We start from the raw sequence: 19228 nt of genomic DNA, 5'->3' as shown, positions 1-19228 counted from the left end.
CCTCATGACCGACGCAACCCCACGCCCCTCCCCTTTCAACCGCGCCCTGTGTGCCATGGTCACGCCCTTCACACGTACGGGGGCGCTCGACCTGGGCGCCGCCCAGAAGTTGGCCGACCGGCTGGTCACCGAGGGCTGCGAGGGACTCGTCCTGTCCGGCACGACCGGGGAGTCGCCGACCACGACGGACGAGGAGAAAGCGGACCTCGTACGGGCGGTGCGCGAGGCGGTCGACGGCCGCGCGAAGGTCGTCGCCGGCATCGGCACGGCCGACACCCGCCACACCGCCGAGCTCGCCCATCAGGCCCAACAGGCAGGCGCGGACGGCCTGTTGGTGGTCACCCCGTACTACAGCCGCCCGCCGCAGGACGCGATCGAGGCGCACTTCCGCTCGATCGCCGACGCCACGGACCTCCCCCTGATGCTGTACGACATCCCCGGCCGCACCGGCACCCGCATCGAGCCGGACACGATGATCCGGCTCGCGGACCACCCCCGGATCGTCGCCGTGAAGGACTGCGCGTACGACCTCCTCGGCACCCAACGAGTTATGTCCGAAACGGACTTGGCGTACTACACGGGCTGCGACGAGTACGTCCTGGCGCTGTACGCACTGGGCGGCGCGGGCTACGTCTCGACGGTGGCGAACGTGGCACCCGCCGCCTTCCGCGCCATCATCGACGCGTACGACGCCGGCGACACGGCGGAGGCCGCGCGTCGCCAGCAACTCACCATCCCGCTCACCCAGTTGATGATGAACGCGGGCCTGCCGGGAACGGTCACCGCGAAGGCCCTCCTCGGCGGCCCGGTCCGCGCGCCGCTGCGGCCCGCCGGCCAGAAGGCGACCGACGGGCTGCGGGCGGCGCTCGAAAAGCTGCTCAGCGCGTCGTGAACTGGGGCGACCAGCGTCCCGGATAGTCGGCCGACGCCTTGCGGAAGTCGCTCAGCTGGACGACCTTGTCGCTGCCGATCGTCACCAACAGCAGCTGGTTGCGGAACTCGCCCTTGCCGCCGCACTTCTTGGGGTCGCAGCCCCAGGCGACGAGCCGCTTGTCGTCGGCCCAGGCGAGCAGCTGCTGCCCGGGCAGCCTGTCGACGAGCTTGCCGGTCCGCGCGTCGTTCACGGCGACGGCGATCTTGTCGCCCTTGCCCGCGAAGTCCCCTCCGGCGAGCTTCCCGTTCGGCGAGAGCCCGGCCTCGGAGTACATCAGCCAGTGCCGCAGCTTCGCCGGCGTCGGCACCCGCTTGCCGTCGAGGCCGTAGACCTGTGGGCCACTGTCCGTGATCGAGGTCCCGACCACCAGGCTCCCATCGGGCGAGAACTGGAAGTCCTCACGGGCGTTGGGGTTGAACTCGTCGCCCTCCTGCGGTGCCGCCGCCCATTTCCCCTTCCCGCTCCCCACGTCGATGACGGAGAACCCGGTCCTGGACGGGTGCCCTGTACTCGGCTCGTCCGGGCCGCTGCCGTCGTTCATCGGCCGGTCCTTGTACAGATGGTCCGGATCGGTCTTGTACGTCGTCACGACGAGCTTGCCGCCGTCCGCGGAGAACTCGGCCGCGGCGGCCCCCTGCGGCACCGGGATCCAGCGCGTCACCTTGTTCGTCGCCAGGTCGAGGATGCCGACCCGCTTCGCGGGCAGCTTCTTCTCCAGGACGGCGGCGGTACGCAGCCCGGGGGCGACGGTCAGCCAGGACCACGCGGTGGTCTTCCGGTAGGTCTTGGTCGTCGGGTCGAGCACCCCGTACGTCCGGGTCAACCGGCCGTCCCCGTCGGCGAACTTGACCGACTTGTACGTGACGAACGAGGCGAGCGCCGTGCGCCCCGCCGCGATGGCGTCCTTGGGCGGCGACTGGTCCGGGTGCGCGACGACGTCGGCGGAGCCGATCACGTCCGCGGGCGGCGCGTCCTCCGCGTCGTCCATCCGCGGCACCACCACCGCGGCGACGACCACCGCGGTCGCGGCCACGAACGCGCCCACGGCCGTGCCGGTGCGGCGCCTGCGCCGCACCGCCAGGACCCGGTCGGCGAGGTCGCCGGGCGCGGGCCCGACGCTGTCGGCCTGCTCGCGCAGCGCCTCCTTGAGCATGACGTCGACGTTCACGGGCGCACCTCCACCGGGGCGTAGTCACGGGAGGACGGCGGCAGGTCGCCGCCGTCCTCGGCCAGTTCGGGGGCGAGCCCGCGCAGCTTGGCGAGCGCACGGTGGGTCGTGGACCGCACGGTGCCCACGGAAATGCCGAGCACCCGGGCGACGTCGCCCTCCGGCAGATCCTCGAAGTACCGGAGCACGAGCACGGTGCGCTGCCGCGCGGTGAGCCGGGCGAGCGCGGCCCGCAGGACGACGCGCAGTTCGGCCTCGGCCGCCCCGTCGCTCCCCGCGGCCCCGTCCGGCACACTCCCGTAACTGACCTCCCGCTTCGGCCACTTCAGCCGCCACCGGCTGATCTGCTGCCGGTAGAGGACCTGGCGCACATACGCCTCCGGGTCCTCGATCCGGTCCCATCTCCCGGCCACCTTGATCAGCGCGCTCTGCAGCAGGTCCTCGCCCGCGTGCCGGTCACCACCACTGAGCAGTACGGCCGTCTTCAACAACGCCGACGACCGCCCCGCCACGAACTCCCTGAACCTCTCCGCACCCGCATTCCGTACGGCATCCATCGCCACCTTCTCTTTCCCCCCGGGCTGCCCCCGGCTGTTCCCGCTGTCACCCGTGATGACGTGTGCGGCCCCGGGCCGCTATGCCTCCGCAAGGGGATGAGATCGGCCAACATCCGTCCCCTGGTGCGCCTGTTTTCGCTCGATTGTGGCGGATGGAAGGACGACGTCCGAATGAGTGGACACCGTTCCACTTCAGCGGAAAAGAACGACTTTCCCCTCCATTTCTGCATCTTCCGGTGATTGCGCTCCGTCGCGACACGGAGGGGGCGATCCCTTCCCCCATGGAGGAGATGTGCCCGTCATGTGCGCTTTGCGTGCGGGCGGCATGATCCCGAGCGGCGCGTTTGCGTACCGCGCCGCGCCGACCCTGCGTGCAGGACCGGGTAGCGGTGAGTGATCGTCGGGCCGATGAGGAGCGGGAAGGACCGGTTCAGGCCACTGAGATCAACTCTGTTGTTCCGGCGTGAACATGCCCCTTACATTCCTGCCTGGCGTCGCCGGGGGTGATTGCGAGACCGGCCCCGGCGTCGTCAACTACCCCAATCTGAACGGCAGTCGGGACTCCCCGCCTGCCGTTCGTGACGAAAGGACCTGTCCGTGCGCGTCAGAAGAATGGCCCTGGCCGGCGCCGTCGCCCTCGCCGGGCTCGGCACCGCGCTGTCCACCGCCGGCACGGCGAACGCCGCCGAGAGCTGCACCAGCGGTTACGCGTGCCTCTACTACAACAGCAACTACTCCGGCGCCTTCTACCGGCAGTACTTCAACATCTCCAACTACGCCAACTACTACTTCAGCGCCAGCGCCTCCGGCAGCGCCGGTGCCGGCCTCCCGGTCAAGAACAACACCGCGTCGGTGGACAACTGGGACTTCTACAACGGCATCCGCATCTACTACAACAGCGGCTACACGGGTGCTTCCCAGTCCATCGGCGCCGGCGGCCAGGCCAACCTGAACACGACGCTCAAGAACGAGAACGCGTCGGGCAAGTTCTACTAGGCCGACCCGAGTTCGTCGGTACGCCGCGTCTGTAACGCATCGCGGCTCGCAGGGCGTCTAGAGAACACGTCCAGAGAACACGTCCGGAGAACAAGGAAGGGGTGTGCTGCCCAATGCAGCTGGGCAGCACACCCCGCTTCGCAGTCTAGCCAGTGGCCTTCCCCCACCCGAGAGAACCATCGTCACCTGAAGGATGAGCATCACCATGCGCAGGCGCCCTCTTCCCCTGTCTCTGATCGCCTTCGGCGGCATCGCCACTGTGCTGGCCGTGGCCGGCTGCGGCTCCACCGGTTCGGACAGCTCGAAGGACTCCGCCGGGGGCGACTCCGTACCCAAGGTCGCCACCGCGCCCAAGCTGGCCTCCACGACGGACAAGTCGCTGCCGATCGAGGCGTACATGTACACCAAGGAGCAGACCGACCAGCTGAACAACGCGGTCGTGACGCTCCGTCAGAACTGCATGCGGGGCTTCGGGTTCACGTACGAGGACCAGAAGGCGCAAGGCATGTTCCAGCCCAAGAGCATCACGCAGTTCCGGTACGGAATGACGGACGCCGACGACGTGGCCGTGCACGGTTACAAGCCCGCCGGCTCCGAGAAGAAGGTCGTCAAGCCGGCTCCGGTGAAGCTGTCCCCCGCCGCGACCACGGCCCTGACCGGCACCGAGGACGCGAACGTCAAGCCGGGCTCGACGGAGGCCAAGGGCGGCCAGGACATCAACGGCAAGAAGGTCCCGGCCGGCGGGTGCATCGGGGAGGCCAACCGCAAGCTGGGCGCCTCCTCCGCACAGGGCTTCGGGGACGCGCCGGTCGTGGTGAAGGTCAACACCGACAGCTGGGCCAAGTCGTACAACGACAAGCGGGTCCGGGCGGTGTTCACCAAGTGGTCGGCCTGCATGAAGCAGAAGGGGTACGCCTACGCCGACCCGATGAAGGCCGGCGACGACCCGCAGTGGCAGAAGACGACCACCGCCACCCCTCGTGAGCAGCAGGTCGCCTCCGCCGATGTCGCCTGCAAGCAGAAGAACAACGTGCTGGGCGTCTGGTACTCCGTCGACGTCGCCTACCAGAAGCAGATGATCGAGCAGAACGCCGAGGCGCTGGGCGACGTGAAGAAGCGGCTCGACAAGCAGTTGAAGCTGGCGGCCGACGTCGCGTAACGCGGTGGGCACTTCGAGGCGTCCACGACGTGTGAAGTGCGCATCGGGACCCGACGGCCACCAGACGACGAGCGCCGGACGTCACCGGCCTGGAGAGACACGATGATCGAATCCGAGGCCCGCAGCGCCCGCGGCGCCGCCGACATTCCGGGCGAGGATGCCGCTCCGGGTGAGGACACGGCGCACGTGGATCGCCCTTTGCGCACGGGGCGCGGCCGGCGGCGACGCCGCGGCGGCGACGTGGCGATACCGACGGACGACAGCCCGGCCGAGGCCGCCGGGCTGGGGCGGCGGCGCCGGGTCGTGGCCCTCGTCGCGGGCGGCGCGCTGGTGCTGACCGGCGCGGGCGTCGCCGCGTCCTTGGTGGTGCGCTCCCCCGCCCAGGTCGCGGCCGAGGCCAAGGCCCCGCACCAGGGGGTGTTGACCGCGCCGGTGGAGAAGCGGGTGCTGAAGGACTCCGTCGTGCTGCGCGGCACGGTGGCGGCCGGACAGTCCGTGGACGTCACGGTGTCGGGGGCGGCGGGCACCGCGGGCACGAGCCGCTCCGTCGTCACCAAGGCGCCCAAGCCGGTCGGCTCCAAGGTCGTGGCGGGGCAGGTGATCGCCGAGGTCTCGGGGCGCCCGGTGTTCGCCCTCAAGGGGAAGGTGCCGGTCTACCGGGACCTGAAGTCCGGGGCGACCGGTGACGACGTGGCTCAACTTCAGTCCGCGCTCGCCCAGTTGGGGCACGCGTCGAACCCGGACGCGCGCGGCACGTTCGGCTCCGGCACCCGCCGCGCCCTCGCCGACTTCTACACCTCCATCGGCTACGACCCGGTGTCCGCGCAGACCGACGGCGCCACCGCCGTGCAGGACGCGCAGGACGCCGTGACCGCCGCGGAGCGGACGGCGCAGGACGCCGAGGACGCGCGGGACGCGCACGCGACGCAGGAGACCCGGCGGGCCGCGGACCGCGCGGACCAGGACCTCCAGCGGGCACGGACCCGGCTGAGCAGGGCGCAGGCCGAGGCGGGGCCCATGCTCCCGGCCTCGGAGGTGGTGTATCTGTCGGGGTTCCCTGCGCGGGTGGACAGTGTGACCGCGGTGCTCGGCTCGGCCGTCACGGGCAAGGTGATGACACTGTCCGCGGGCCGCCTCGTGGTGGACGGCTATCTCCAGGAGGCGCAGAAGGGCCTGGTCAGGGCAGGCCAGAAGGCGGAGATCCTGCAAGAACAGACGGGCAACGTGACCCGGGCGAAGGTGCGGTCGGTGGCGGACACCCCCGAAGCGGCCGAGCAGTCCGGCGACGGCTCCGCATCGGCGGCGAGCGGCGGCGGGGGCGGCGGTGGCGAGGCGGGCTCCGGGCAGCAGTCCGCGGCCCAGGGCTACCGGATGGTCGTCGCGCCCGACACCCCGCTCGCCTCGGGCGCCGTGGGTCAGGACGTTCGGCTCACCGTCGAGGCCGCGTCCACCGAGGGGGAGGCACTCGTCGTCCCGGTCTCCGCCGTCTCCGCCGCGTCGGACGGCGGCACGGTCGTCACCGTCGTCTCCTCCAGTGGCAAGCAGCGCAGGGTCGCGGTCCGCACCGGCACCAACGGCGACGGCTATGTCGAGGTCAGGCCGATGGACGGCGCGGCCCTCGCCGAGGGCGATCAGGTCGTCACCGGTGTCCGGTCCGGGTCGGGGGACGCCGGGTGAGCGGCGACGAAAGAGCGGCGCGGCCGCCCGTCATCGAGTTCCAGCGGGTCGCCCTGACCTACCCGGGCCCACCCCCCGTACCGGCTCTGCTCCCTTGCGAACTCCGCATCGAACAGGGCGAGTTCGTGACCGTGGTCGGCCCGTCCGGGTCCGGCAAGTCGACGTTCCTGAACATCGCGGGGCTGCTCGACGCGCCGACCGAGGGCCGGTACCTGCTCGACGGCATCGACACCGGCGCGCTGCGCGACGGCGACCGCACCGCGCTGCGCGGACGCCGCATCGGATTCGTCTTCCAGTCCTTCCACCTGCTGCCGCACCGCAGCGCCCGGGAGAACGTGCAGTTGGCGATGGTCTACAACGACACCCCGCGCGGCGAACGCGCGGGCCGCGCCCGCCAGGCGCTGGAGCAGGTCGGGCTCGGCCACCGCCTGGACGCGGCGCCGACCCGGCTGTCCGGCGGTGAACGCCAGCGGGTGGCGATCGCCCGCGCCCTGGTGTCGCGTCCCTCGCTGCTGCTGTGCGACGAGCCGACCGGCAACCTCGACAGCAAGAACGCCGAGTCGGTCCTCGTCCTCCTCGAAGAGCTGCACCGCTCGGGGATGACCGTCCTCGTCATCACGCACGACCCCGCGGTGGCGGCGCGCGGCGCCCGTACGGTGGCCATCCGCGACGGTGTCCTGCGCGAGCAGGTGGCCGTATGAGCGGCCACCGCGGCACCGGCCGGCGCCCCGCCCTGCGGTGGCCGGGACGCCGGCGCCGTGACCCCGCCGTCGAGCCCTCCGTGCTCAACCCCCGCGATCTGCTCGGCGAGTCCCTGGCCGGTGTGCTCCAGCGCCCGGCCCGCTCCGCCCTCACCGCGCTCGGCACCGTCCTCGGCGTCGGCACGTTCGTGGCGATCCTCGGCCTCACGGCGACGACGTCCTCGCAGATCGACTCCCGGTTCAACGCGCTGACCGCGACCGAGGTCAACGTCGACGACGTGGGCATCGAGCAGAACGAGTTCGTCCACCTCGCCTTCCCCAAGGATGCCGACGCGCGGATCGAGCGGCTCTCCGGCGTCGAACACGCGGGCGTGTACTGGACGGTGGACACCCGCGGCACCGACGCCACCGTCCGCTCCTCGCCCGTCGGCGACGCGGCGGACGGCGAGCGGGCCGGCATCGTCGCCGCGTCGCCGGGCGTCATCGAAGCGGCGGTGCCGCACATGGCCCAGGGCCGGATCTACGACGAGTACGCGGAGCGGACCGCCCAGCCCGTCGTGGTGATCGGCGCCGGGACGGCCAGGCGGCTCGGCATCACCACGCTGGAGACCCGGCCCGCGCTGTTCATCGGGGACCAGCCGTTCACCGTCGTCGGCATCATCGACGACGTGGAGCGCAAGGCGGACCTGCTGCTCTCGGTCGTCGTCCCGCGCTCCACCGCGCTGAAGACCTGGGGCGAACCGCAGTCCGGCGGGGCCAAGATGCTCATCTCCACGAAGATGGGCGCGGCCCGCCAGGTCGCCCACCTCGCCGCGACGGCCCTGCGCCCCGACCACCCCGAGTACTTCAAGTCGGTCCCGCCGCCCGACCCCCGCACCCTGCGCGGGAACGTGACCGACGACCTTCAGCAGCTGTTCCTCCTGCTCGCCGCGATCTGCCTGGTCATCGGCGCCGTGGGCATCGCCAACACCACGCTGGTGGCGGTCCTCGAGCGCACCGGCGAGATCGGGCTGCGCCGCGCTCTGGGGGCCCGGGGCGGGCACATCACGGCGCAGTTCCTCGCGGAGTCCGGGGCGATGGGCGCGCTGGGCGGCCTGATCGGGACGAGCCTCGGCACGCTCACCGTCGTCGGCGTCGCCATAGCCCGGGACTGGACGCCTGTGCTGCACACGTCGACGGTGGCGTCGGCGCCCGTCATCGGTCTTGTGACCGGCGTGGTGGCGGGCCTGTATCCGGCGTGGCGGGCGGCGCGCATCCAGCCGGCGGAGGCGCTGCGGCGCTGAACGCCGCTCGGCGGGATCCGGCCTCGTGAAGGTGTAACGCGAGTGCCGTGCCAAGGCGTCAACAGTGTGGAGCGTACGCACGGCCGGGAGGGGACACAGATGCGCGGATCAGCGCACCGGACCGAGGAGATCGAGGAGTTCATGCGGACCGTCAGCCCGAGCCTGCTCCGGGCCGCGCTGCTGGTCTGCGGGGACCATCATCTCGCCGAGGACCTGGTGCAGACGACTCTGGGCAAGGTGTTCGTGTCCTGGCGGCGCGTACGCAAGGCCGACCACCCACCGGCGTATGTGCGCGCGATGCTGATGCGCACCTACCTCTCGTATGTCCGGCTGCATCGGACATACGAGAAGCCGATGGGCGAGCTGCCGGAGCAAGTGTCCGGCACTCGCGACCCGACCCTGCGGCTGACGCTGGTGGACGCACTGGCACAGCTTCCGCCGCAGGACCGGGCCGTGGTCGTCCTGCGCTACTGGGAGGACCGCAGCGTCGCCCAGACCGCCGCCGAACTCGGCCTGAGCCAGGGCAATGTGCGCATCCGCAGCATGCGGGCGCTGAAGATCCTGCGCAACGCCCTGGCGGGCCAGCACGACATCCTCACGGGGAAGTAGGTAGGGAGCAGTCATGAAGCGAGTGGAGCGGCCGGTACACCAACTGTCGGGTGAGGACACGGAGTTCGAGCGCCGCCTCGGTGCCCTCCTGGACGAGCACGCGAAAGACACTCCCGTGCCCACCGACTCCCTGGTGGCCGGCGGACTGGCCCGGGGCCGGCGGATGCGCGCACGCCGCAGGGCGTTGTGGGGCGCGGGCACCGTCGCCTGCGCGAGCGCGCTCGCCGCGGTGGTGGTCGTGTCCTGGGGCGCCCCCGACCATGCACCGGCCCAGGCGGGCGGTGTGACCGTCCCCGAGTTCGCACCGGCCGCGGCCGCGACGGGGGCGCCGCCGGGCAAGACGGCACTGACCGGGAAGGAGGCCGTCGCCGAACTGCGCGACCTGCTGCCGGAAGGCGCGGCGACGGGAGTCCGCTGGTGGGACGGCGACGACGACCCGGCGCGGCCCGCCGCTGGCGGTCGGCTGCTGCTGGACGGCGCCGAGGTCACCGTCGGCGTGCAGGGCAACTTCCAGCTGACCGGCGCCGACGGACTCACCAAGGAGGCGGCGCGCAAGACGGCCCGGGCCACGGACGGCCGTCAGGACAAGAGCGGGAAGGCGGCACCCGACAAGTCGGCAGCGGCTCAGCGAGCCAAGGAGGAGAGCAAGAGCGACGGCAAGCACATACGCCCCGCCACCCGCGCCGAGCTGCGCACGTTCTACTCCTGCGCCGCCCGGACCGCGCCCGACGCCGCCCTGTCCGACTGCACCGCCCGCAACCTCACCGACGGCGCGGTCCTGATCACGTACCAGGAACGCCACGGCGACATCGTGGAGCGCACCGCAGACCTGCTGCGCAAGGACGGCACCCGCGTGGTGCTGACCGCCGCCAACGCCTCCGACGCGAAGAAGGGCCCCGCGAGCACGGCCACTCCCCCGCTCACGGCGGAGCAACTGACCGACATGGCACGCAGCAAGGAGTGGCAACCCTGGGTGTAGCCGACTGAGCAGACCGAGCGGTGAGCTCCCCGCCTCCCCGAACCAGGTACAGCTACTCATGACACCGGCGCGGCCCGCCGCGACGATGGAAGGAGAACGACCACTTCACGACCCACGGGGAGCCCGATGAACGCCCGCAAGGTACTGCGCCTGACCGTCACCAACCCGGCGTCGGCGATCTACCTCGGCCTCGTCGGCGCGACGGTCGTCTTCACGGCCGGCGTCGTGCTCTTCTCCTCGGACCCCGGCTTCGTCGGCGTCTGGCCCTTCTTCCTCACCGCCCCTACCTCCCTCATCATGGCGGGAATCGTCGGTGCTGTCGGGGGCCTGGACGCCCCCATCTGGCTGCTCGCCCTCGGCCTCACCGTGAGCGCCCTGCTCCAGTCCCTGGCCCTCGGCGCGACGCTGGAGGCCCTGCGCGGCGGCCGCCGCCTCGGCCGGGCCGCCTGACACCCTCCGGGGACACACGGGCGCGGACACACGAGCGCCCTCCCGTGAACCACGGAAGGGCGCTCGCCTGTACCGGCTGCCGCAGGTCACGGCCGTCGGTGATCAGTTGTGGCTGTGCAGCACCTCGTTGAGGCCGCCCCAGACCGCGTTGTTCGGGCGGGCCTCGACCGTGCCGGTCACCGAGTTGCGGCGAAAGAGGATGTTGGAGGCGCCGGAGAGCTCGCGGGCCTTGACGACCTGGCCGTCGGGCATCGTGACGCGGGTGCCGGCCGTGACGTACAGGCCCGCCTCGACGACGCACTCGTCGCCGAGCGCGATGCCGACGCCGGCCTCGGCGCCGACGAGGCAGCGCTCGCCGATGACGATGCGGACGTTGCCGCCACCGGAGAGCGTGCCCATGGTGGAGGCGCCGCCGCCGATGTCGGAGCCGTCGCCGACGACGACGCCGGCGGAGATGCGGCCCTCGACCATCGACGTACCGAGCGTGCCGGCGTTGAAGTTCACGAAGCCCTCGTGCATGACCGTGGTGCCCTCGGCGAGGTGCGCACCGAGGCGGACGCGGTCGGCGTCGGCGATGCGCACGCCCTTCGGGGTGACGTAGTCCGTCATGCGCGGGAACTTGTCGATCGAGGTGACGGAGAGGTGCAGGCCCTCGGCGCGGGCGTTCAGGCGCACCTTCTCGACGTCGTCGACGGCGACGGGGCCGAGCGAGGTCCAGGCGACGTTGGAGAGGAAGGCGAACTGGCCGTCCAGGTTCACGCCGTGCGGCTTGACCAGGCGGTGCGAGAGCAGGTGCAGGCGCAGGTACACGTCGTGCGCGTCGAGCGGCTTGTCGTCGATGGACCCGATGACCGTGCGTACCGCGACGATCTCCACGCCACGGCGGGCGTCGGGACCGATCGCCTTCGCCGCGCCCTCGCCGAGCAGTTCGACGGCCTTCTCGGCGGAGAGCTTCTCGGTCCCGGCGGGGCCGGGCTCGGCGACGAGCTCGGGCGCGGGGAACCAGGTGTCGAGAACGGTGCCGTCGGTGGTGACGGTGGCGAGGCCGGCGGCGACGGCGCCGGTGGAGCGAGTGGCAGTGGTGTCGGTCATGCCCCAAACCTAATCGGCACGGGCCCGCGGAGGCTAACCGGTCCGGGCCCCCGTCTCACGTGCCGGGCGCCGGCCGCCCGACCACCCCGGTGTCACCGGATCAGCCGCGCCAGCATCTCCCGCGTGTACGCGGCGTCGTACTCACCGTCCGTCAGCAGCACTTGGAGCGAGATCCCGTCCATCAGCGCGACGAGCGCCCGTGCGGTGACCGGGTCGGTGCGCCGGGCGACGACCTCGGCGAGCTCCTCGCACCACTCGGCGGCGACGGGCCGCAGGGCGGGCCTGCGCAGCGCCGCCAGATACAGCTCGTACTCCAGCTCCACGCCGTCCCGGTCCCCGGCCAGCCACTCGCCGAGCACCTCGGCGAGCTCGTGCGGGAGGTCGCTGTCGGGGTCCTGGAGCCCGTCGTGCGCCGCGACGACCTTCGCGAAGCCCTCGTTGGCCTGCCGCAGCGCGGCCACCATCAGCTCGTCCAGGGTCTTGAAGTGGTACGTGGTGGAGCCGAGCGGGACGTCGGCCTCGCGGGCGACGGTGCGGTGGCTGAGCCCGCCGATCCCCTTCGCCCCGACGACCCGGATCGCGGCGTCGATGATCCGCTGGCGGCGCTCGGGATCGTAGCGGCGCGTCCCCATCAGTGCGCCCCGCCCAGATTGAGCAGCACGACGCCACCGATGACGAGGACGATGCCGCCGACCTTGGCGAGCGTCAGCCCCTCCCCCAGGAACAGCATGCCGATCGCGGCGATGACGGCGGTGCCCGTGCCCGCCCAGATCGCGTACGCGGTGCCGATCTGCACGGTCTTCAGCGTCTGCGCGAGCAGCGCGAACGCGACGATGTAGCCGGCGACGGTGAGCAACGAGGGCCAGAGCCTGCTGAACCCCTCGCTGTACTTCATGGCGGTGGTGGCCCCCACCTCGGCGGCTATGGCGCCGGCCAGCAGCACGTATCCCATGTGTACGAGTGTACATAACGGTGGGCGTGAAAAAGCCCCGCCTTTGGACGAGAGGCAGCGGGGTCCGGGGCAGAGCCCCGCAACCGCGCCCGCCCCCTCGATCTCCGGCGGGGCTTGATCAGCTCACACGTTGAAGCCCAGCGCCCTAAGCTGCTCGCGGCCATCGTCCGTGATCTTGTCCGGGCCCCACGGCGGCATCCAGACCCAGTTGATCCGCAGCTCGTTGACGATGCCGTCGGTGGCGGACTTCGCCTGGTCCTCGATGACGTCGGTGAGCGGACAGGCCGCCGACGTCAGCGTCATGTCGATCGTCGCGATGTTCGCGTCGTCGACGTGGATGCCGTAGATCAGGCCCAGGTTGACGACGTCGATGCCCAGCTCGGGGTCGACGACGTCGTACAGCGCCTCGCGGACCTCCTCCTCGGAGGCCGGCTTCATCTCCACTGCCGTGCTGTCACTCATGCTGTCTTCGCCTCCTCAGCGAAAGCCTGGGCCGTCGCGTCCTTCCACGCCATCCAGCTCAGGAGGGCGCACTTGACTCGGGCCGGGTACTTGGAGACACCGGCGAACGCGACCGCGTCCTCCAGGATCTCCTCCATGTCGTCGTCCGGCTCCAGCTGCCCCTTGGACTGCATCAGCTCCAGGAACGTCGCCTGGATCTTCCGCGCGTCCGACAGTTCCTTGCCGACCAGAAGGTCGTTGAGGACGGACGCCGAGGCCTGGCTGATGGAGCAGCCCTGACCCTCGTACGACACGTCCGCGATCTTCTCGCCTTCGTACTTCACGCGGAGCGTGATCTCGTCGCCGCACGTCGGGTTGACGTGGTGCACCTCGGCGTCGCCGTCCCGCAAGCCCCGGCCGTGCGGGTGCTTGTAGTGGTCCAGGATGACTTCCTGGTACATCGAATCCAGCTTCACTGTCCCCAGCCCTTAACCGAAGAAGTTCCGTACGTGCTCCAGGCCGTCGACCAGAGCGTCGATCTCGCCGGGCGTGGAGTACAGATAGAACGACGCTCGCGTGGTCGCAGGAATTCCGTACCGCAGGCAGACCGGCCGCGCGCAGTGGTGGCCGACCCGGACCGCGATGCCCTGCTCGTCGAGGACCTGGCCCACGTCGTGCGGGTGGATGTCGCCGAGCGTGAAGGAGATCGCCGCGCCGCGCTCCTCGGCCGTGGTCGGGCCGATGATCCTCAGGTCGGGGACCTCCTGGAGGCGCTTGACCGCGTACTCGGTCAGCGCGTGCTCGTGGGCGAGGATCTTGTCCATGCCGATCGAGTTCAGGTAGTCGATCGCCGCACCGAGGGCGATGGCCTGCGAGATCGGCGGCGTACCGGCCTCGAACTTGTGCGGCGCCGGAGCGTACGTCGACGAGTGCATCGACACGGTCTCGATCATCTCGCCGCCACCGAGGAACGGCGGCAGGTCCTCGAGGAGTTCCTGCCGGCCCCAGAGCACACCGATGCCGGTCGGACCGCACATCTTGTGGCCGGTGAAGGCCACGAAGTCGGCCTGCAGCGCCTGCACGTCGAGCGGCATGTGCGGAGCGGCCTGCGAGGCGTCGATGCAGACCAGGGCGCCGACTTCCTGGGCGCGGCGCACGATGGCCTCGACCGGGTTGTGGGTGCCGAGGATGTTCGACACGAGCACGAAGGAGACGATCTTCGTCTTCTCGGTGATGATCTCGTCGATGTTGCTCAGGTCGAGACGGCCGTCGTCGGTGAGACCGAACCACTTCAGCTTCGCGCCGGTGCGCTGCGCGAGCAGCTGCCACGGAACGATGTTGGAGTGGTGCTCCATCTCCGTGATCACGATCTCGGTGTCGTGATCGACCTTGTACGGCTCGTCGGCCCAACCCAGCATGTTGGCAACGAGGTTGAGCGACTCCGAGGCGTTCTTCGTGAAGACGACCTCGTCGCGGCTCGGCGCGTTGATGAACGCGGCGACCTTGTCGCGCGCGCCCTCGTACAGCGCCGTGGCCTCCTCGGCGAGCACGTGGACGCCGCGGTGGACGTTCGCGTTGTGCTGTGTGTAGTACTCGTCGATGGCGTCGAGGACCTGGCGCGGCGTCTGCGAGGTCGCCGCGTTGTCCAGGTACACGAGCTTCTTGTCATCGTGGAGCACCCGGTCGAGGATCGGGAAGTCCTTGCGGATCGCCTCGGTGTCGAGGAGGCCCGGCAGCTGTGTCACGCGGATACGCCACCCTTCGTGTACTTCTCGTAGCCCTCGGCCTCGAGGGTGTCGGCCAGCTCCGGGCCGCCGGACTCGACGATGCGGCCGTTGGAGAACACGTGCACGAAGTCCGGCTTGATGTAGCGCAGGATGCGCGTGTAGTGCGTGATCAGCAGCGTGCCGACCTCGCCGGTCTCGCGGACGCGGTTGACGCCGTCCGAGACCTGGCGAAGGGCGTCGACGTCGAGGCCGGAGTCGGTCTCGTCGAGGATCGCGATCTTCGGCTTGAGGAGCTCCATCTGGAGGATCTCGTGGCGCTTCTTCTCACCGCCGGAGAAGCCCTCGTTCACGTTGCGCTCGGCGAAGGCCGGGTCCATCTGGAGGGTCTCCATCGCGCCCTTGACCTCCTTCACCCACGTGCGCAGCTTCGGGGCCTCGCCGCGGATCGCGGTGGCCGAGGAGCGCAGGAAGTTGGAGACGGAGACGCCGGGGACCTCGACCGGGTACTGCATGGCGAGGAACATGCCGGCGCGGGCGCGCTCGTCGACGGACATCTCGAGGACGTCCTCGCCGTCGAGGGTGACGGTGCCCTGCGTGATCGTGTACTTGGGGTGACCCGCGATGGAGTAGGCGAGGGTCGACTTGCCGGAGCCGTTCGGGCCCATGATGGCGTGCGTCTCGCCCTGCTTCACGGTGAGGTCGACGCCCTTGAGGATCTCCTTCGTGGCGTTGTCGGCCTCGACGGTGACGTGCAGGTCTCGGATTTCAAGCGTAGCCATGGGTGTCTCAGGACTCCTGGGTGAGGGAGGCGGTGACGTCGACGAGGACGCTGCCCCCTTCGATCTGTACGGGGTATACGGGGACGGGGCGCGTGGCGGGAAGGCCGGACGGCTTGCCGGTGCGCAGGTCGAAGGCGGAACCGTGCAGCCAGCACTCGATCTGGCAGTCCTCCACCTCGCCCTCGGAGAGGGAGACGTTCGCGTGCGAGCAGATGTCGTTGATCGCGAACACCTCGCCCTCGGTGCGGACGACCGAGACCGGCGTGCCGTCGAGCTCGACCCGCTTGGGGGTGTCGCTCTCCAGCTCGCTGAGGTCACAGGCGCGGACGAAGGCCATCAGACCGTCGCCTCCAGCTCGGCCGCGATCTTCTCGAGCAGCCGCTCCTGGATGTCCGGGACACCGATCTGCTGGACCAGCTCGGCGAAGAAACCGCCGACGACGAGGCGGCGCGCCTCGTCGGCCGGGATGCCACGGGCCATCAGGTAGAAGAGCTGCTCGTCGTCGAAACGGCCGGTCGCCGAGGCGTGGCCCGCGCCGACGATCTCGCCGGTCTCGATCTCGAGGTTCGGCACCGAGTCGACCCGCGCGCCGTCCGTGAGGACCAAGTTGCGGTTCAGCTCGTACGTGTCCGTGCCCTCGGCGGCGGCCTCGATGAGGACGTCACCGATCCACACGGCGTGCGCGTCGTCGCCCTGGAGCGCGCCCTTGTAGACGACGTTGGACTTGCAGCGCGGGGTGGCGTGGTCGACCAGGAGGCGGTGCTCCTGGTGCTGGCCCGCGTCCGTGAAGTACAGGCCGAAGAGCTCGGCCTCGCCGCCCGTGGACGCGTAGTTCACGCGCGGGTGCAGGCGGACGACGTCGCCACCGAAGGTGACGACGACCGACTTGAAGGAGGCGTCGCGGCCGACGAGCGCGTTGTGCTGCGCCACGTGAACGGCCTTGTCGTCCCAGTCCTGCACGGACACGACGGTCAGCTTCGCGCCGTCGCCGAGCAGGAAGTCGACGTTGGCGGCGAGCACCGCGTCACCGGTGTGGTCGATGACGACGACGGCCTCGGCGAAGGCACCCAGCTCGATGACCTGGTGGCCGTAGGCGACGCCGCCCTCGCCGTGCACGGCGATCCGGATCGGCTCGTCGAGGACGGTCTCCTTGGGCACGGAGACGACCGACGCCTGCTCGAACGCGGAGTACGCCTGCGCGGCGACCCGGTCGACGGGCTTGCCGGCCTTGCCGACGCGGGCGTCGTCGCGGCCCACCGACTCGACGGTGACGCCGGCCGGGGCCTGGACGTCGACCTTCACGCCGGTGCCGGTCGCGGTGGCGGTGCCGTCGTGCAGCCCGCGCAGCCGCTCCAGCGGCGTGAACCGCCACTCCTCCTCACGGCCGTGCGGGACCGCGAAGTCCTGCACGTCGTAGGAGGGGGGCGCGCTCATGCGCGTGGCGACGGTCGACTCGGCGGCGACCGCGATGTTTCCGGTGGTCGTCGACCCCGCCGGGATGTTCTGAGCCTCAGCCATGGCTGTCGTAGTGCTCGCTTTCGGTTACGTAAGTGACGTGATGGGGACGGCAGTTGGCGGTTAGCCGACCGCGCCCTCCATCTGGAGCTCGATCAGCCGGTTGAGCTCGAGCGCGTACTCCATGGGCAGCTCCTTGGCGATCGGCTCGACGAAGCCGCGCACGATCATCGCCATGGCCTCGAACTCGCTCAGACCGCGGCTCATCAGGTAGAAGAGCTGGTCCTCGGAGACACGGGAGACGGTCGCCTCGTGCCCCATGGAGACGTCGTCCTCGCGGACGTCGACGTACGGGTACGTGTCGGAGCGCGAGATCGTGTCGACGAGCAGCGCGTCGCACAGCACGTTCGACTTCGAGCCCGGGGCGCCCTCGCCGATCTCGACGAGACCGCGGTAGGACGTACGACCGCCGCCGCGCGCCACGGACTTCGAGACGATGTTGGACGACGTGTTCGGCGCCATGTGGACCATCTTGGAACCGGCGTCCTGGTGCTGGCCCTCGCCCGCGAAGGCGATGGACAGCGTCTCACCCTTGGCGTGCTCGCCCATCAGGTAGACGGCCGGGTACTTCATGGTGACCTTGGAGCCGATGTTGCCGTCGATCCACTCCATGGTCGCGCCCTCGTACGCCACGGCGCGCTTGGTGACCAGGTTGTAGACGTTGTTCGACCAGTTCTGGATGGTCGTGTAGCGGCAGCGGGCGCCCTTCTTGACGATGATCTCGACGACCGCGGAGTGCAGCGAGTCCGACTTGTAGATCGGCGCGGTGCAGCCCTCGACGTAGTGGACGTAGGCGTCCTCGTCGACGATGATCAGCGTCCGCTCGAACTGGCCCATGTTCTCCGTGTTGATACGGAAGTAGGCCTGGAGCGGGATCTCCACGTGCACGCCCTTCGGCACGTAGATGAAGGAGCCACCCGACCACACGGCGGTGTTCAGCGCGGCGAACTTGTTGTCGCCGGCCGGGATGACGGTCCCGAAGTACTCCTTGAAGAGCTCCGGGTGCTCCTTGAGGGCCGTGTCGGTGTCCATGAAGATGACACCCTGCTCCTCCAGGTCCTCACGGATCTGGTGGTACACGACCTCGGACTCGTACTGGGCCGCGACACCGGCGACGAGGCGCTGCTTCTCCGCCTCGGGGATGCCGAGCTTGTCGTACGTGTTCTTGATGTCCTCGGGCAGGTCCTCCCAGGACTCCGCCTGCTTCTCCGTGGAGCGCACGAAGTACTTGATGTTGTCGAAGTCGATGCCCGACAGGTCCGAGCCCCAGTTCGGCATGGGCTTCTTGCCGAACAGCTTCAGGCCCTTGAGGCGGAGCTTGGTCATCCACTCCGGCTCGGACTTCTTGGCGGAGATGTCCTTGACGACGTCCTCGTTGATACCGCGCTTGGCAGAGGCGCCGGCCGCGTCGGAGTCCGCCCAGCCGTATTCGTACTTGCCCAGGCCGTCGAGCTCAGGGTGGGCAGTCTCCTCGATGGGGAGAGTCATGCGGGGTTCCTCCCGGCCGTGCTTGCAGATGCGTTGGTGGTCGTGTTGGGGGTGTTCTTGGGGATGAACGTCGTGCAGACCCCGTCGCCATGGGCGATGGTGGCCAGCCGCTGTACGTGAGTACCGAGCAGCTGGGAGAACATTTCCGTCTCCGCCTCGCACAGCTGCGGGAACTGCTCGGCCACGTGGGCGACTGGGCAGTGGTGCTGGCAGAGCTGCTCACCGACCGGTGCGCTACGCGCCGTAGCAGCGTACCCGTCCGCGCTCAAGGCCCTCGCCAGGGCCTGGGCGCGCTCCTCGGGGGCCGCCGCCTCGATCGCCGCCTTGTAGGGCCCTGCCTGCGCGGCGATCCGCGCGCGGGCGAAGGAGACGAGCGCCTCGTCGCCGCCGGCCTGCTCCTTGATCCAGCGGAGCGCTTCCGCGGCGAGCTTGTCGTAGGACTGGTCGAAGGCGTCCCGGCCGCAGTCGGTCAGCGCGAACACCTTGGCGGGGCGGCCGCGGGTGCGGGCGCCGTAGACGCGCTGATCCCTGGGCTCCACGACATTGTCGGCACCGAGTGCGTCGAGGTGGCGGCGGACCGCGGCCTGGGTGAGGCCGAGGCGTCCCGCGAGCTCGGCGACGGTGGACGGGCCGTGGTCCAGGATGGAGCGCGCGACTCGGTTGCGGGTGGACCGCTCCCCGGTCGTGAGCTCCTCTGGGGCCTCGCCGACGTTTTTCACAA

At 70.2% G+C, this 19228-nt stretch carries 22 protein-coding genes; 9 read left to right on the top strand and 13 right to left on the bottom strand.

What is annotated here, in order from left to right; genetic code table 11:
- Positions 1-4 precede the first annotated feature (4 nt).
- Entirely contained in the window at positions 5-892 is an 888-nt protein-coding gene (dapA, locus tag ACOKM3_RS30810) for a 4-hydroxy-tetrahydrodipicolinate synthase (RefSeq protein ID WP_426904278.1), read from the top strand.
- Here dapA and ACOKM3_RS30805 read toward each other — a convergent pair.
- Complete coding sequence (locus ACOKM3_RS30805) at positions 879-2102, bottom strand: WD40 repeat domain-containing protein (RefSeq protein ID WP_426904277.1); 1224 nt, start codon at positions 2100-2102, stop codon at positions 879-881. The genes dapA and ACOKM3_RS30805 overlap by 14 nt on opposite strands.
- Positions 2099-2659, bottom strand: coding sequence for a SigE family RNA polymerase sigma factor (locus ACOKM3_RS30800; protein ID WP_426904275.1), 561 nt, complete (start codon positions 2657-2659; stop codon positions 2099-2101). The genes ACOKM3_RS30805 and ACOKM3_RS30800 overlap by 4 nt, the downstream gene beginning before the upstream one ends.
- 597 nt (positions 2660-3256) lie before the next feature.
- Between ACOKM3_RS30800 and ACOKM3_RS30795 the strand changes: the two genes are divergently transcribed.
- From ACOKM3_RS30795 to ACOKM3_RS30760, 8 genes are all read left to right on the top strand, one after another.
- Entirely contained in the window at positions 3257-3655 is a 399-nt protein-coding gene (locus ACOKM3_RS30795) for a hypothetical protein (protein ID WP_426904274.1), read from the top strand.
- A 205-nt stretch (positions 3656-3860) separates the two neighbouring features.
- Complete coding sequence (locus ACOKM3_RS30790; protein WP_426904273.1) at positions 3861-4814, top strand: hypothetical protein; 954 nt, start codon at positions 3861-3863, stop codon at positions 4812-4814.
- A 102-nt stretch (positions 4815-4916) separates the two neighbouring features.
- Positions 4917-6491, top strand: a complete 1575-nt coding sequence (locus ACOKM3_RS30785; protein ID WP_426904272.1) for a peptidoglycan-binding protein — start codon at positions 4917-4919, stop codon at positions 6489-6491.
- Positions 6488-7192, top strand: a complete 705-nt coding sequence (locus ACOKM3_RS30780) for an ABC transporter ATP-binding protein (RefSeq protein WP_426904271.1) — start codon at positions 6488-6490, stop codon at positions 7190-7192. The genes ACOKM3_RS30785 and ACOKM3_RS30780 overlap by 4 nt, the downstream gene beginning before the upstream one ends.
- Positions 7189-8475: an ABC transporter permease gene (locus ACOKM3_RS30775; RefSeq protein WP_426904270.1), complete on the top strand. Its 1287-nt coding sequence runs from the start codon at positions 7189-7191 to the stop codon at positions 8473-8475. Before ACOKM3_RS30780 ends, ACOKM3_RS30775 begins: the two co-directional genes overlap by 4 nt.
- 99 nt (positions 8476-8574) lie before the next feature.
- A complete protein-coding gene (locus ACOKM3_RS30770) occupies positions 8575-9084 on the top strand; it encodes a SigE family RNA polymerase sigma factor (protein WP_426904269.1) in 510 nt (169 codons plus the stop codon).
- A gap of 13 nt (positions 9085-9097) precedes the next feature.
- Positions 9098-10063 carry a hypothetical protein gene (locus tag ACOKM3_RS30765; protein ID WP_426904268.1) on the top strand — a complete coding sequence of 322 codons (966 nt, stop codon included), beginning with the start codon at positions 9098-9100 and terminating at the stop codon, positions 10061-10063.
- A gap of 126 nt (positions 10064-10189) precedes the next feature.
- Entirely contained in the window at positions 10190-10513 is a 324-nt protein-coding gene (locus ACOKM3_RS30760) for an SCO4225 family membrane protein (protein ID WP_426904267.1), read from the top strand.
- A gap of 102 nt (positions 10514-10615) precedes the next feature.
- Here ACOKM3_RS30760 and dapD read toward each other — a convergent pair whose 3' ends face one another.
- From dapD to ACOKM3_RS30705, 11 genes are all read right to left on the bottom strand, one after another.
- Positions 10616-11605, bottom strand: coding sequence for a 2,3,4,5-tetrahydropyridine-2,6-dicarboxylate N-succinyltransferase (gene dapD, locus ACOKM3_RS30755; RefSeq protein ID WP_426904265.1), 990 nt, complete (start codon positions 11603-11605; stop codon positions 10616-10618).
- A 92-nt stretch (positions 11606-11697) separates the two neighbouring features.
- Positions 11698-12237, bottom strand: coding sequence for a TetR/AcrR family transcriptional regulator (locus ACOKM3_RS30750; RefSeq protein ID WP_426904263.1), 540 nt, complete (start codon positions 12235-12237; stop codon positions 11698-11700).
- Complete coding sequence (locus ACOKM3_RS30745) at positions 12237-12557, bottom strand: DMT family transporter (RefSeq protein WP_422406617.1); 321 nt, start codon at positions 12555-12557, stop codon at positions 12237-12239. Before ACOKM3_RS30745 ends, ACOKM3_RS30750 begins: the two co-directional genes overlap by 1 nt.
- A gap of 123 nt (positions 12558-12680) precedes the next feature.
- Positions 12681-13019 (bottom strand): metal-sulfur cluster assembly factor, encoded by a 339-nt coding sequence (locus ACOKM3_RS30740; RefSeq protein ID WP_266720908.1) that lies wholly within the window; start codon positions 13017-13019, stop codon positions 12681-12683.
- A complete protein-coding gene (gene sufU / locus ACOKM3_RS30735; RefSeq protein ID WP_426904262.1) occupies positions 13016-13474 on the bottom strand; it encodes a Fe-S cluster assembly sulfur transfer protein SufU in 459 nt (152 codons plus the stop codon). Before sufU ends, ACOKM3_RS30740 begins: the two co-directional genes overlap by 4 nt.
- A gap of 12 nt (positions 13475-13486) precedes the next feature.
- Positions 13487-14743 (bottom strand): cysteine desulfurase, encoded by a 1257-nt coding sequence (locus ACOKM3_RS30730; RefSeq protein WP_426904261.1) that lies wholly within the window; start codon positions 14741-14743, stop codon positions 13487-13489.
- Entirely contained in the window at positions 14740-15504 is a 765-nt protein-coding gene (gene sufC, locus ACOKM3_RS30725) for a Fe-S cluster assembly ATPase SufC (protein ID WP_426904260.1), read from the bottom strand. The genes ACOKM3_RS30730 and sufC overlap by 4 nt, the downstream gene beginning before the upstream one ends.
- Before the next feature lie 7 nt (positions 15505-15511).
- Complete coding sequence (locus ACOKM3_RS30720) at positions 15512-15841, bottom strand: bifunctional 3-phenylpropionate/cinnamic acid dioxygenase ferredoxin subunit (protein ID WP_389283919.1); 330 nt, start codon at positions 15839-15841, stop codon at positions 15512-15514.
- Complete coding sequence (gene sufD / locus ACOKM3_RS30715; protein WP_426904259.1) at positions 15841-17022, bottom strand: Fe-S cluster assembly protein SufD; 1182 nt, start codon at positions 17020-17022, stop codon at positions 15841-15843. The genes ACOKM3_RS30720 and sufD overlap by 1 nt, the downstream gene beginning before the upstream one ends.
- A gap of 60 nt (positions 17023-17082) precedes the next feature.
- A complete protein-coding gene (sufB, locus tag ACOKM3_RS30710) occupies positions 17083-18507 on the bottom strand; it encodes a Fe-S cluster assembly protein SufB (RefSeq protein WP_426904258.1) in 1425 nt (474 codons plus the stop codon).
- Positions 18504-19226 carry a helix-turn-helix transcriptional regulator gene (locus ACOKM3_RS30705; RefSeq protein WP_399232390.1) on the bottom strand — a complete coding sequence of 241 codons (723 nt, stop codon included), beginning with the start codon at positions 19224-19226 and terminating at the stop codon, positions 18504-18506. Before ACOKM3_RS30705 ends, sufB begins: the two co-directional genes overlap by 4 nt.
- Between the last annotated feature and the right edge of the window lie 2 nt (positions 19227-19228).

Source organism: Streptomyces nidicola (genome assembly GCF_050106155.1).
In the GTDB taxonomy this organism is placed as follows: Bacteria; Actinomycetota; Actinomycetes; order Streptomycetales; family Streptomycetaceae; genus Streptomyces.
The sequence above is the reverse complement of the archived record's forward strand: the minus strand, read 5'-3'. Positions and strand labels throughout refer to the sequence as shown.